This window comes from Streptomyces sp. TLI_053 (assembly GCF_900105395.1).
Classification (GTDB): domain Bacteria; phylum Actinomycetota; class Actinomycetes; order Streptomycetales; family Streptomycetaceae; genus Kitasatospora.
Window position 1 is genome coordinate 397,569 of record NZ_LT629775.1, and the last position, 15,083, is coordinate 412,651.

Sequence of the window (15,083 nt, forward strand, 5' to 3'; positions counted from 1 at the left end):
CCGCCGTCCTGGTTCGGGTGTCGGGTCGGTGTCATGACAGGCCGAGTTCGTTGTCGATGAGGTCGAAGAGTTCGTCGTCGCTGGCCCCGTCCATCCGGTCCTCGATGGAGTCGGCGGCCGTGCCGTCGCCGCCGGCCGCGGTGGCCGCCGGGTCGAGGCGGCCCAGGAGTTCCCGGAGCCGGTCGGCGAGCCGTGCGCGGTCCGCCGGGTCGTCGGGGACACCGTCGAGGGCGCCGGCCAGGCGGTCCAGTTCGGCGAGGCCGGGGAGCGGGCCGGGTCCGGCGTCGACGACGAGTTCGGCGGCGAGGTGCGCGGCGATCGCGGCGGGGGTGGGGTGGTCGAAGAGCAGCGTGGCGGGCAGCGGGTGGCCGGTGGCGGCGCGCAGCCGGTTGCGCAGTTCCACCGCGGTCAGCGAGTCGAAGCCGACCTCCAGCAGGCCGCGGCCGGGCTCGACCGCGGCCGGGCCGCTGTGGCCGAGCACCAGGGCGGCGTGCGAGCGGACCAGGTCGAGGAGGACCCGGACGCGCCGGGGCTCGTCGAGGGAGCCGAGGCGCCGCATCAGGGCCTCGGGCCCGTCGGGGCCGGTGCCGGTCGCGGGACCCGCGGCGCCGCGCCGGGCGGCGGCGCGCACCAGGCCGCGCAGCAGGGCGGGGACGCCGCCGGTGCCGGCCTGGGCGCGGACGGCAGCGGTGTCGAGCCGCAGCGGGAGGAGGACCGGCTCGTCGAGGGTGCCGGCCGTGTCGAAGAGCGCCAGCCCCCGGGCCGGGTCGAAGGCGACGATCCCGCCGCGGGCGATCCGTCGCAGGTCGGCCTCGGTGAGCCCGCCGGTCATTCCGGTGCTGTTGGCCCACAGGCCCCAGGCGAGCGAGCGGCCGGGCAGCCCGTCGGCGCGGCGCCGGTGGGCCAGGGCGTCCAGGAAGGCGTTGGCGGCGGCGTAGTTGCCCTGCCCCATGCCGCCGAAGACGCCGGCGATGGACGAGAACAGGACGAACTCGGTCAGCTCCAGGCCGGCGGTGAGTTCGTGCAGGTTGATCGCCGCGTCCACCTTGGGGCGCAGGGCGAGGTCCAGTTGTTCGGACGTCATGGTGGCGACGACGCCGTCGGCCAGGACGCCCGCGGCGTGCACCACCCCGGTCAGCGGGTGCGCGGGGGGCAGGGCGGCCAGCAGGGCCGCGAGGGCGTCGCGGTCGGCGGCGTCGCAGGCGGCGATCTCGGCGTTCGCGCCCAGGGCGGCGAGCTCGGCGAGGAGTTCCGCCGCGCCGTCGGCGGCGGGGCCGCTGCGGCTGGTCAGCAGCAGGTGCCGGACACCGTGCTCGGCGGCCAGGTGGCGGGCGACGTGGGCGCCGATGGCGCCGGTGCCGCCGGTGATCAGGACGGTTCCGTCACCGCCCCAGCCGGAGGTGCGCCCGCCGGCGGCCAGCGGTACGCGGGCCAGCCGGGCGAGGTGGACGGCGCCGGCCCGGATCGCGAGCTGGGGTTCCCCGGAGGCGAGGGCTTCGGCGAGCAGGGCGGGCGGGGTGTCGTGGGCGTCCAGGTCCAGCAGGACGAAGCGGTCGGGGTTCTCGGTCTGCGCCGAGCGGACCAGGCCCCAGAGCGCGGCCAGGGCCGGGTCCGGGACGTCGTCGCCGCTCACCGGGACCGCTCCCGCGGTGACCAGGACCAGCTTGGAGCCGGTCAGCCGCTCCTCGGCCAGCCAGTCGCGCAGCAGGGCGAGGACCGTGCCGAGGCCGTCGTGGACCGCGTCGCGGAGGGTGCCGGGCGGCGCGTCCGGGGCCGGGGCGGGCGGGCAGGCGGCCAGCACCAGCCTTGGTGCCGGGGCGCCCGCGTCGAGCAGCGCGGACAGCGCGGCGAGGTCGGTGACCGGACGGCCGGGGAGCGGCGCGGCGCCGGAGAGCAGGGGCGTCCCGGCGCCGAGCACGGTCCAGGACTCCGGGCCGGGGACGGTGCCGGTCGCGGCGCGCTCCGGCAGGGCCTGCCACTCGGGGCGGAACAGCTCCTCGTGGTGTCCGGCGCGGGTGGCCTTGAAGCGGTCGGCCGAGACGGGTCGCAGGACGAGGGAGCGGGCCGAGACCACCGGCCGGCCGACGGCGTCGGTCGCCCGTACGGCGACGGTGTCGCGGCCGATGGGGGTCAGCCGCAGCCGGAGTTCGGTGGCGCCGGAGGCGTGCAGGCGCACCCCGTTCCAGGAGAACGGCAGCCAGCCCTGCGCGGGCCCCTCCAGTACGTCGAACACCAGCGCGTGCAGGGCTGCGTCCAGCAGGGCCGGGTGCAGGCCGAAGGCGGCGGCGTCCGGTCGCTGCTCCTCCGGCAGACTCGCGACGGCGTACACCTCGTCGCCGAGCCGCCAGGCCGCGCGCAGGCCCTGGAACGCGGGGCCGTAGGCGAATCCGCCGCCCGCGAACCGGTCGTACAGGCCCTCGGTGTCGAGGGGGACGGCGCCGGGCGGCGGCCAGGCCCCGGCGTCCGCCGGGTCCGTCGGGTCCGTCGGGTCCGTCGGGTCGGGGGCTGCGGCGGAGCCGAGCAGGCCGCTCGCGTGCCGGGTCCAGGGGGCGTCGGGGCCGTCCTCGGCGGCCCGGGCGTGGACGCTCAGCGGGCGGGTGCCGGAGGCGTCCGCGCTTCCGACGGTGAGCTGGAGTGTGACGGCTCCGCCCGCCGGGAGCACCAGCGGCGCCTCCAGGGTCAGTTCCTCGACCTGGTCGCAGCCGAGCTGGTCGCCCGCGCGGACCGCGAGTTCCAGGAACGCGGTGGCGGGGAACAGCACGCCCTCGTAGACGCCGTGGTCGGCCAGCCAGGGGTGGCTGCGGACCGAGAACCTGCTGGTGAACAGGAAGCCGTCGGAGTCCGCGAGTTCCGTTCCGGCGCCGAGCAGCGGGTGGTCGACCGTCAGCAGTCCGGCCGCGGGCAGGCCGGCCGCGGCCGGGCCGGCCGGCAGCCAGTAGCTGTCGCGCCGGAAGGCGTAGGTCGGCAGGTCGACGGCCGGGCGGGACGGGCCGCCGGCGTGGACGGCGTTCCAGTCCACGGGCAGGCCCGTGACGTGCAGCCGGGCCAGGGCGGCGGTCGCCGCGGGGGCTTCGGGCCGGTCCTTGCGCAACAGGGGTACCAGCACGGGGCCGCCGGTGGCGCCGGTCAGGCAGTCCTGGCCCATGGCGGTGAGCGCGCCGTCGGGTCCGAGTTCGAGGAACGCGGTGACGCCGTCGCGCTCCAGGTGGCGTACGCCGTCCTGGAACCGGACGGTGCCGCGCACGTGCTCCACCCAGTAGTCCGGCGAGCCGAGCTGCTCGGCGGTGGCCGGCTCGCCCGTCAGGTCGGAGACGACGGTGATGAGGGCCTCGCCCGGGACGGTCCGGGCCACGACCTCGCGGAACTCGGCGAGCATCGGCTCCATGAGCGGCGAGTGGAAGGCGTGGGAGACCCGCAGCCGACGGGTCTTGCGGCCGCGCGCGGCAAGCACGGCGGCGATCTCGTCCACCGCTGCCGCGGCGCCGGAGATCACGGTGGAGGCCGGGCCGTTGACCGCGGCGAGGCCGACCTCGGCCTCGCGGCCCGCGAGCAGCGGCAGCACCTCCTCCTCCCCGGCGGCGAGGGCGGTCATCGCGCCGCCCTCCGGGAGGGCCTGCATCAGGCGTCCCCGCGCGACCACCAGCGCCGCGGCGTCGGGCAGGGTGAACACCCCGGCGACGTGGGCGGCGGCCAGCTCGCCCACGGAGTGGCCGAGCAGGCGGTCGGGACGCACGCCCCAGTGCTCGACCAGGCGGAACAGGGCGACGCCGAGGGCGAACAGCGCGGGCTGGGTGTACTCGGTGCGGTCCAGCAGGCCGTGGCCGGGGTCGCCGGGGGCCGCGTCGATCACCTCCCGCAGCGGGTGGTCGAGCAGCGGGTCGAGTTCCGCGCAGACCGCGTCGAAGGCGTCGGCGAACACCGGGAACCGCGCGTACAGTCCGGCGCCCATGCCGGTGCGCTGGCTGCCCTGGCCGGCGAACAGGAAGGCGGTCTTCGCGGCCGGGCCGGTGACACCGGTCACCAGGTCCGCCGACGGCTCGCCCGCGGCGAGGGCGGCGAGCCCCTGGAGCAGGGCCTGCCGGTCCGTGCCGGTGAGGGCGGCCCGGTACTCGAAGGCACTGCGGTTCAGCGCCAGGGAGCGGCCCAGGTCCGCGACGGCGAGGGCCGGGGTCCGCTCCACGTGCCGGAGCAGCCGGGCGGCCTGCTCCCGCAGCGCGTCCGCGCCGCGGGCGGAGAGCAGCCAGGGCAGGGCGGGTGTGTCCGGGGTGGTCGCCGGGGCCGGCGCGGGGGCGGCGGCCGGGGCCGGTTCGGCGGGCTGTTCGAGGATGGTGTGGGCGTTGGTGCCGCTGACCCCGAACGAGGACACCGCGGCCCGCCGGGGTCGGCCGGTCTCCGGCCACGGGGTGTCGTCGGTGAGCAGCCGGACCGCGCCGGCCGACCAGTCGACGTGGGGTGTCGGCGCGTCGACGTGCAGGGTGCGCGGCAGGGTCCCGTGCCGCATGGCCTGGATCATCTTGATGATGCCGGCGACCCCGGCGGCGGCCTGGCCGTGCCCGATGTTCGACTTCAGCGACCCCAGCCACAGCGGCTCCCGCTCGCCGCGCTCCCGGCCGTAGGTGGCCAGCAGCGCCTGGGCCTCGATCGGGTCGCCGAGCCGGGTCCCGGTTCCGTGCGCCTCCACCGCGTCGACCTCGGCGGCGCTCAGTCCGGCATCGGCGAGGGCCGCCCGGATGACGCGCTGCTGGGACGGCCCGTTGGGGGCGGTCAGGCCGTTGCTGGCACCGTCCTGGTTGACGGCGGAGCCGCGTACCAGGGCGAGCACCGGGTGGCCGTTGCGCCGGGCGTCGGAGAGGCGTTCCAGGACGAGCAGTCCGGCGCCCTCGGCCCAGGAGGTGCCGTCGGCGGCGGCGGCGAACGGCTTGCAGCGGCCGTCCTCGGCGAGCACGCGCTGCCGGCTGAACTCCACGAACGCGCCCGGTGTCGACATCACGGTCACCCCGCCCGCGAGCGCCAGCGAGCATTCGCCGGCCCGCAGCGACCGGGCCGCGAGGTGGACCGCGACCAGCGACGAGGAGCAGGCCGTGTCGACGGTCACCGCGGGCCCTTCGAGGCCGAGGCTGTAGGAGATCCGCCCGGACGCCACGCTGCCCGCGCTGCCGATGCCGAGGTAGCCCTCGAACTCCTCGGAGGGTTCGGTGACGCGCGACCCGTAGTCGTGGTGGCTGCAGCCGACGAAGACGCCGCTCGCGCTGCCCTTGAGCGACAGCGGGTCGATGCCGGCCCGCTCGAACGCCTCCCAGGAGAGTTCGAGCAGCAGCCGCTGCTGCGGGTCGATGGTCAGCGCCTCTCGCGGCGAGATCCCGAAGAAGGCCGGGTCGAAGCGGTCGGCGTCGTGGAGGAAGCCGCCCTCCCGTGCGTAGGTGCTGCCGACCCGGTCCGGGTCCGGGTCGTAGAGGCCGTCCAGGTCCCAGCCGCGTCCGGTGGGGAAGCCGGTGATCGCGTCCTGTCCGCCCGCGACGAGCTCCCACAGCTCCTCGGGGGTGCTGACGCCCCCGGGGTAGCGGCAGCTCATGGCGACCACGGCGATCGCCTCGTCCTCGGGCACCGCGGCGGCCGCGGTCGGCTGCCCGGGGGCGTCGGACGTCCCGGTGGCGGGCGCCCCCGGCAGTTCGGCGCGCAGGTGGCCGGCCAGCGCCGTGGCCGTGGGGTAGTCGAAGGCCAGGGTCACCGACAGGCGCAGGCCGGTGGCCGCGGCGAGCCGGTTGCGCAGTTCGACGGCGATCAGCGAGTCGAAGCCGATGTCCTTGAACGCCTGGTCCGGTGCCACCGCCTCGGGCCCGGGGTGGCCGAGCACGGCGGCGACCTCGCGGCGGACCAGGTCCAGCAGGGCCCGGTCCCGTTCCGCCGGGGGCAGTGCGGCCAGCCTCGCGGCCGGCGGTTCGGCGCCGTCGGCCGCGCCCCGGGGTCCGGCGGCGGCGAGCACCGCCCGCACCTCGGGCAGGTCCCCGATCGCGGCACTGGGCCGGAGGGCGGTGAACGCCCGGGTGAAGCGGTCCCAGGCGAAGTCGGCGACGAGGACGGCCGTGTCGTCGTGGTCGAGGGCCCGGCGCAGCGCGGTGGTGGCCGCGGCGGGGTCCATGGCGGGCAGGCCGTCGCGGACCAGCCGTTCGGCGACCGCTCCGGAGGCGAGGCTCTCGCCGCCCCACAGGCCCCAGGCCACCGAGGTGCCGGGCAGTCCGAGGTCGCGGCGCCGCCGGGCCAGGGCGTCGAGGTAGGCGTTGGCGGCGGCGTAGCTGCCCTGGCCGGTGCCGCCGAGCGTGCCGGCCAGCGAGGAGAACAGCACGAAGGCGGTCAGGTCGAGGTCACGGGTGAGCGCGTCGAGGTTGCGTGCGCCGTCGAGCTTGGGGCGCAGGACGCCGGCCGCGCGTTCCGGGGTGATCGAGTCGATCACCCCGTCGTCGAGGACGCCCGCGGTGTGCAGGACGGCGCGCAGCGGGCGCTCGGCCGGAATCCCGGCGAGCAGTTCCGCCAGCGCGTCGGGGTCCGCGACGTCGCAGGCCACCGCGGTGGCGGCGGCGCCGAGTCCGCGCAGTTCGGCCAGCAGGGCGTCGGCCCCCGGGGCCTGTGCGCCGCGCCGGCTGGTGAGCAGCAGGTGCGCGGTGCCGGTGCGGGCGAGCCACCGGGCGATCTGGGCGCCGAGTCCTCCGGTGCCGCCGGTGATCAGGACGGTGCCCTCGGGTGTCCAGTCGCGTACGGGGGCGGTGTCACCGAGTCCGGCGTGCACGACCCGGCGGCCGTAGAGGCCGGTGGCGCGCACCGCCAGTTGGTCCTCGCCGTCGGGGCCCGTCAGTGCTTCGGCGAGCCGGGTCGCGGCCCGCTCGTCGAGCCGTCGCGGCAGGTCGACCAGGCCGGCCCACCGCTGCGGGTACTCGACACCGGCGACCCCGCCGAGGCCCCAGACCAGGGCCTGGAGCGTGCTGTCGATCCGGTCGGAGCGGCCGACCGACACCGCGCCCCGGGTGGCGCACCAGAGCGGGGCATCGGTGCCGAGGTCGCCGAGGGCCTGGAGCAGTGCGACCGTCAGGGTGAGGCCGAGGGGGAGCGCCGATCCGGGGCCGTGCGGTTCCTCGGCCAGGGCGAGCAGCGACAGGATTCCGGCGGGCGGCCCGTCGGGGTGCTCGTGGGCGTCGCGGAGCAGGGCGGCGAACCGGGTCCGGTCGGTCGCGTCGGGGCCCGCCTCGACCAGGACGGGTGCGGCGCCGTTCCGGCGCAGGGAGTCCACGGCGAACGCGACGGCCGGGTCGTCGACGGCTCCGGCCGGGGCGACGACGAGCCAGCTGCCGGTCAGCCGGGGCTGCTCGGGTGCCGGCAGGGGCTTCCAGGCGACCCGGTAGCGCCAGCTGTCGGCGGTCCGGTCGCCCGCCCGGCCGCGCGCCCACGCGGCGAGGGTGGGCACCAGGGAGGCGAGGGAGGCCCTCGGCTCGCCGTCCTCGACCCGCAGGGTGGTGGCGAGGGCGTCCAGGTCGCCGCGGTCGACCGCCTCCCAGAAGCCGGAGTCGGCCGGGCCGGTACCGGTCGTGGCGTCGGTGCCGGTGACGGCGTCGGCGGGCCGGTCGGGGGTGGTGTCGAGCCAGTAGCGCTGCTGCTGGAAGGCGTAGGTGGGCAGGGGGCGCTTGCGCGCGCCGGTTCCGGCGAACACCGCCTCCCAGTCCACCGGCAGTCCGCGCACCTGGAGTTCGGTGAGCGCGGCGAGGAAGCGGCCGGGGCCGCCGTCGTCGCGGCGCAGGGTGCCGACGACGGCTCCGTCGGCGGCTCCGGCCGCTTCGACGGCCTCCTGGAGCCAGACGGTCAGCGCGGGGTGGGTGCTGCACTCGACGAAGGTGTGGTGCCCGTCGGCGACGAGCGCGTCGACCGCGCGTCCGAACTCCACCGGCCGGCGCAGGTTCTCGTACCAGTACGCGGCGTCCAGGCCCAGGGTGTCCAGGGGACCGCCGGTGACCGTGGAGTAGAACGGGATGTCGGCCGTCCGTGGTGCGGTGCCGCCGAGGAGGGTGAGCAGTTCCTCGCGGAGCTCCTCCACCTGGGGCGAGTGTCCGGCGAAGTCCACGCCGGGGACCGGCCAGGTCAGGACGCCCGCCTCGGAGAACTGGTCGCGCAGCCGTTCCAGTGCCGCCGGGTCGCCGGAGACCGTCACCGACGTCGGCCCGTTCACCGCGGCGACGTCGAGCGCCGGGTAGCCGGCGGACAGTGTGTCGCGCACGGCTTCGACCGGCTGCGGCACGAACAGCATGCCGCCGCGCCCGGTCAGGGCCAGCAGGGCCCGGCTGCGCAGGGCGACGATCCGGGCCGCGTCGTCCAGCGAGAGCGCGCCGGCCACGCAGGCGGCGGCGATCTCCCCCTGGGAGTGGCCGACCACGGCGTCGGGGACGATCCCGTGCGCCCGCCACAGCTCGGCCAGCGACACCATCACGGCGAACAGCACCGGCTGCACCACGTCCACCCGGTCCAGCGGGGGCGCGTCGGGCTCCTCCCGCAGGACCGCGAGCAGCGACCAGTCCAGGTGCGGGGCGAGGGCGCGTTCGCAGGCCGCGACCCGGTCGGCGAAGGCCGGGGCGCGGTCGAGCAGCTCCCGGGCCATGCCGGCCCACTGGGACCCTTGGCCGGGGAAGACGAAGACGGTCCTGGCCTGCCGGGCGACGGTGCCTTCGACCAGGCCGGGTGCGCGCTCTCCCGCGGCCAGCGCGGCCAGGCCGCCCACCAGGGTCGCCCGGTCGTCGCCGACGACGGCCGCGCGGTGCTCGAAGGCGGTCCTGGTGGTGGCCAGGGAGTGCCCGACGTCGGCGGACGACAGCTCCGGGTGCTCCGTCAGGTACGTGTGCAGCCGCTCCGCCTGGGCCTTCACCGCCTCGGCGGTCCGCCCGGACAGGACCCACGGCACGGCGGACGCCCCGGGTACGGGCGCGGGGGCAGGCACGGGGGCGGGCTCGGACTCGGCGGGCGGCTGCTCGATGACGACGTGGGCGTTGGTGCCGCTCAGGCCGAACGAGGACACGCCGGCCCGGCGCGGCCGGCCGGTCTCCGGCCAGGGCGTGGCCTCGGTCAGCAGGGCGACGGCGCCCGCCGTCCAGTCGACGTTCGGGGACGGCCGGTCGACGTGCAGGGTCCGCGGCAGCTCGCCGTGCTCCATCGCCAGGACCATCTTGATGATGCCGCCGACCCCGGCGGCGGCCTGGGTGTGCCCGATGTTCGACTTCAGCGACCCGAGCCGCACCGGCCGGTCGGCCGGCCGGTCCTGGCCGTAGGTGGCCAGCAGCGCGTCGGCCTCGATCGGGTCGCCCAGCCGGGTACCGGTGCCGTGTGCCTCGACGGCGTCCACGTCGGCGGCCGTCAGCCGGGCGTTCGCCAGCGCGTCGCGGATCACCCGCTGCTGGGCCAGGCCGCTGGGCGCGGTCAGCCCGTTGCTCGCGCCGTCCTGGTTGATCGCCGAGCCGCGCAGCACCGCGAGCACCGGGTGGCCGTTGCGGCGGGCGTCCGAGAGACGTTCCAGGAGCAGCAGGCCCACGCCCTCGGCCATGCCGAAGCCGTCCGCCGCGGCGGCGAAGGACTTGCAGCGCCCGTCCTCGGCGAGCCCGCGCTGCCGGCTGAAACCGGTGAACGACAGCGGGGTGCCCATCACCGTGGCGCCGCCCGCCAGGGCCAGCGCGCACTCGCCCGAGCGCAGCGACTGCGCGGCGAGGTGGACCGCCACGAGTGACGAGGAGCAGGCCGTGTCCACGGTCACGGCGGGCCCCTGGAGGCCGAGTTGGTAGGCGACCCGCCCGGACAGGACGCTGGTGGAGATGCCCGCGACGATCAGGCCCTCCACTTCCTCGGGGACGTCGCGCAGCGTGCCGCCGTAGCCCTGGTAGGAGGCGCCGGCGAAGACCCCGGTCGGGGTGCCGTGCAGGGTCGTCGGGTCGATGCCGGCGCGCTCGATCGCCTCCCAGGCGGTTTCGAGCAGCAGTCGCTGCTGCGGGTCCATGGCCAGGGCCTCGCGCGGGGAGATCCCGAAGAACCCGGGGTCGAAGCGGTCCGCGTCCCGGACGAAACCGCCCGCGGCGGCGTAGCTCCGGCCGGGCCGGTCGGGGTCCGCGTCGTACAGCGCGTCGAGGTCCCAGCCCCGGTCGGACGGCAGGCCGGAGACGGCGTCGCGCCCGTCGGCGACCAGGCGCCACAGGTCCTCGGGGGTGCGGACGCCGCCGGGGTAGCGGCAGCTCATGGCGACGATCACGACGGGGTCGTCGTCGGCGGCGGGTGCCGCCGCGGGGGGCTGCCGGACGGCGGCGGGCTCCTCGGCGGCGCCCAGCAGTCCGGTCTCCAGGCGCCCGGCGAGCGCCGTCGCCGACGAGTAGTCGAAGACCACGGTGACCGGGAGCCGCAGGCCGGTGGCGGTGTTGAGCCGGTTGCGCATGTCCACGGCGGTGAGGGAGTCGAAGCCCAGGTCGCGGAAGGCGCGTCCGGCGGCGACCGCGTCCGGCGAGTCGTGGCCGAGGACGGCGGCCGCGTGCGTCCGGACCAGGTCGACCAGCACCCGGGTCCGCTCGGCCGCCGGGAGCGGCTCCAGCCGCTCGCGCAGCGCCGAGGGCGTCCCCCCGGTGCCGGCCCCGCCGGTCCCCGCTTCGGCGGCCAGCGCGCCGCGCACCTCGGGGAGCTCCCCGATCAGCGGGCTGGGGCGCGCCGAGGTGAAGACCGTCGCGAAGCGGTCCCAGTCGATGTCGGCGACCACGACCACCGTCTCGTCGTGGTCCAGGACCTGCTGGAGCCCGGTGATCGCGACCGCGGGCGGCATGAAGAGCACGCCGTGGCCGCGCAGGGTGTCCTCCGCCAGTTCGGCCGCCATCCCGCCGGCCCCGTCCTCGGGGCTCCAGATGCCCCACACCACGGAGGTCGCGGCGAGGCCCCGGCTCCTGCGGTCCTCGGCGAGGCCGTCGAGGTAGGCGTTGGCGGCGGCGTAGGCACCGTGGACGGCGCTGCCCCACACCCCGGAGATGGAGGAGAACAGCACGAACGCGTCGAGCGTGTCCCGGTCGAAGAGCAGGTCCAGGTTCCTGGCCCCGCCGACCTTGGCGTGCAGGGTGCCGGCGACCTCCTCCGCGTCGGTGTCGGGCAGCGGCACCAGCAGCCCGCCCCCGGCGGCGTGGAAGACGGTGCCGATCCGGTGACCGTCCTGTTCGAGGCCGTCCTTCAGGGCGCGCAGGGCCTCCAGGTCGGCGACGTCGCACGAGGCCAGGGTGACCCGGGTGCCGAGGGCGGCCAGTTCCTCGACGAGCTCCGGCGCCCCCGGCGTGTCCGCGCCGCGCCGGCTGACCAGCACCAGGTGCCCGGCTCCCCGCCGGGCCAGCCAGCGCGCGATCTGCGTGCCGATCCCACCGGTGCCGCCGGTGATCAGGACGGTGTCCCCGGGCCGCCAGCTCCGCCGCGGCGCGGTGTCGCCCAGGGCGGAGCGGACCAGCCGCCGGCCGTGGCAGCCGGTGGCCCGGACGGCCACCTGGTCCTCGTCCCCGGCCTCGCCGGCCAGCACCCGGCACAGCCGACGGGCGGTGTCCCGGTCCAGGACCTCCGGAAGGTCGACGAGGCCGCCCCAGCGCTGCGGGAACTCCAGCGCGGCGACCCGGCCCAGGCCCCAGAGCAGGCTCTGCGCGGCGCTGACCCCGCCGCCGGTGTCCGTGCCGCCGACCGACACCGCGCCCCGGGTCGCCCACCACAGGGGCGCGTCGGTCCCGGCGTCGCCGAGGGCCTGCACCAGGACCAGGTTGAGCGCGGTACCCAGCGGGACGGAGGGGTGCGCCGAGTGCGGGCGCTCGTCCAGGCCCAGCAGCGACAGCACTCCCGCCACCGGGCCGGGCAGCGCGTCGAGGGACGCGCGCACCCGGTCGGCCAGGACGGCGCGCTCGGCCTCCGCCGCGGTGATCCGTACGTGGACCACCGCGGCCCCGGCCTGCTCCATGGCGTGGACGGTCGCCTCCGACCGGCGCACCCCGTCCTCGGGCTGACCATCGGACGACAGCACGAGCCAGCTGCCGTCCAGCGCGCCCGGGGAGCCCTCGGGCAGGGCCCGCCAGGTCACGCGGTAGCGCCAGGAGTCGACCACCGAGCGCTCGGTGCGCTCGGTGCGCCAGGTGGCGAGCGCGGGGAGCACCACGTTCAGCGGGTCCTCGGGCGTCACCCCGAGGGTGGCGGTGAACCGGTCCAGGTCGCCTCCGCCCAGGGCCTCCCAGAAGTCGTCGCCCGCCGAGGGCGTCCCGGACGGACCGCCCGCCCCGGGGCCGGTGTCCTCCAGCCAGTACGGGCGGCGCTGGAACGGGTAGGTGGGCAGGGAGACGCCGTCCGGACGGTGTCCGGCGAACACCCGCTCCCAGTCGGGCAGCAGGCCGCCCACGTGGGCCTCGCCCAGGGACGTCAGGAAGCGGTCGAGACCGCCCTCGCCGCGCCGCTGTGTACCCACGATCACGGCGGGGCCCTGCGCGGAGTCGGCGACGTCGGCCGCGTCGGCGGTCTGCTGGACACCGAAGGTGAGCACGGGGTGCGGGCTGGACTCGACGAAGAACCGGAAGCCCTCCCCCAGCAGCGTCGTGGTCGCCCGCTCGAACTCCACCGTCTCCCGCAGATTGCGGTACCAGTACCCGGAGTCCAGGGCCTTGGTGTCCAGCCAGTCGCCCGTCACCGTGGAGAAGAACGGCACCGCACCCGGGAGGGGGGTGATGCCGGCCAGGTCCGCGAGCAGCTCCTCGCGGATCTCCTCCACGTGCGAGGAGTGCGACGCGTAGTCGACCTCGATCGCGCGCGCCCGCACACCCTCGGAGACCAGCTTGTCCACCAGCTCCGTGACCGCGTCCGCGTCACCGGAAACCACCGTCGACGAGGGGCCGTTGACCGCCGCCACCGACAACCGCCCCGCCCAGGAAGCGATCCGCTCCCGCACCCCGTCCACCGGCAACGGCACCGAGGCCATACCGCCAAGACCCGCCAGAACCCTGATCGCGCGGGAACGCAGCGCCACCACCCGCGCCCCGTCGTCGATGCTCAGACCGCCCGCCACCACCGCCGCTGCGATCTCGCCCTGGGAATGGCCCACCACCGCGTCCGGAACGACGCCGAACGAACGCCACACCTCCGCCAACGACACCATCACCGCCCACAGCACCGGCTGCACCACATCCACCCGCGCCAACAGCGCCTCCGAACCCAACGCCTCCACCAACGACCAGTCCACGTAAGGCGCCAGAGCACGCCCGCACTCCGCCATCCGCCCCGCGAACACCGCAGACCCGGCCAGCAACTCCGCAGCCATCCCCACCCACTGCGAACCCTGACCCGGGAACACCAGCACCGCACGACCCGACGACACCCCGTCGCCCCGTACCAGTCCCGGCAGGGACCGGCCCTCGGCCAGGGCCTTCACGCCGTCGAGCAACTCGCTCCGGTCTCCGCCCACGACCACGGCCCGCCGCTCGAAGGCGGTCCGCGTGAGGGCGAGGGCGCGGCCGGTGTCGTCGGCCCGCAGAGGTCCGGGACGGGCGCTCAGGTGGGCCAGCAGGCGGGCCGCCTGGTCGCGCAGCGCCTCGTCGGTGCGCCCCGACAGCACCCAGGGAAGCGGGTGCGCGTCGCCACCGGCCGCAGGTCCGGCCGGTTCGGCCGGTTCGGCGTCCTCCACCGGGGCCTGTTCCAGGATCAGATGGGCGTTGGTGCCGCTGACACCGAAGGCGGACACCCCGGCCCGGCGCGGGCGTTCCGTGTCGTCCCAGGCGCGGGCCTCCGAGAGGATCTCCACGGCTCCCGAGGACCAGTCCACCATGGGCGTCGGCCGGTCCGCGTGCAGGGTCCTGGGCAGTTCGCCGTGCTCCATCGCCAGCACCATCTTGATGACGCCGCCCACTCCGGCCGCCGCCGAGGTGTGGCCGATGTTCGACTTCAACGAGCCCAGCCACAGCGGTCGTTCGGCGGGCCGGCCCCGGCCGTAGGTGGCCAGCAGGGCCTGCGCCTCGATCGGGTCGCCCAGGGTGGTGCCGGTGCCGTGCGCCTCCACCACGTCCACCTCGGACGCGGTCAGACCCGCGTCCGCCAGCGCCGCCCGGATCACCCGCTGCTGCGACGGACCGCTCGGCGCCGTCAGACCGTTGCTCGCACCGTCCTGGTTCGTGGCCGAACCCCGGACGACGGCCAGCACCGGGTGCCCGTTGCGGCGGGCGTCCGACAACCGCTCCAGCAGCAGCACGCCGGCACCCTCGGACCAGCCGGTTCCGTCCGCGCCGGCCCCGAACGCCTTGCAGCGTCCGTCGGCCGACAACGCGCGCTGGCGGCTGAACGCCACGAACGCGTCGGGGGTCGCCATCACCGACACCCCGCCGGCCAGGGCCAGCGTGCAGTCGCCCGCCCGCAGGGCCCGGATCGCCAGGTGCAGGGCGACCAGGGAGGAGGAGCAGGCCGTGTCCACGGTGACCGCGGGCCCTTCCAGGCCCAGGGTGTAGGCGATCCGGCCGGAGACCACGCTGCTCGCGGTCCCGGTGTCCAACAGGCCCTGGACCTCGGGGAGGTGGCGCGAGCCCGCCCCGTAGCCGTTGCCGATCGCCCCGAGGAAGACGCCCGTGGCGGTGCGCCGCAGCGTGCGGGGGTCGATCGCGGCCCGCTCGACCGCCTCCCAGGCGGTCTCCAGTGCCAGCCGCTGCTGCGGGTCCGTCGCCAGGGCCTCGCGCGGCGAGATGCCGAAGAACTCCGCGTCGAAGTCGGCCGCGTCGTGGAGGAAGCCGCCGTGCCGGGTGTAGGAGGTACCGGGCCGCTCGGGGTCCGGGTCGTACAGGCCCTCCAGGTCCCAGCCGCGGTTCACCGGCCAGGCGGAGATCGCGTCGGCACCCCGGGAGACCAGGTCCCACAGCAGTTCCGGCGTGTCGGCGCCGCCGGGGTAGCGGCAGGCCATGGAGACGATGGCGATCGGTTCGTGGCGGGCCTGCTCGGCCTCGCGCAGTTGCCTCCGGGCGTCACCCAGGTCCGCGGTGGCGCGCCTGAGGTAGTCGAGCAGCTTCTTGTCGTCGGACATCAGGGACAGC

General features: G+C 76.5%; 1 protein-coding gene. It reads right to left on the reverse strand.

From position 1 onward, the window contains the following. Positions 1 to 31: 31 nt before the first annotated feature. The gene (locus BLU95_RS01455) at positions 32 to 15,073 is read right to left on the reverse strand and encodes a type I polyketide synthase (protein WP_093858294.1); all 15,042 of its coding nucleotides are present in this window, start codon (positions 15,071 to 15,073) and stop codon (positions 32 to 34) included. Between the last annotated feature and the right edge of the window lie 10 nt (positions 15,074 to 15,083).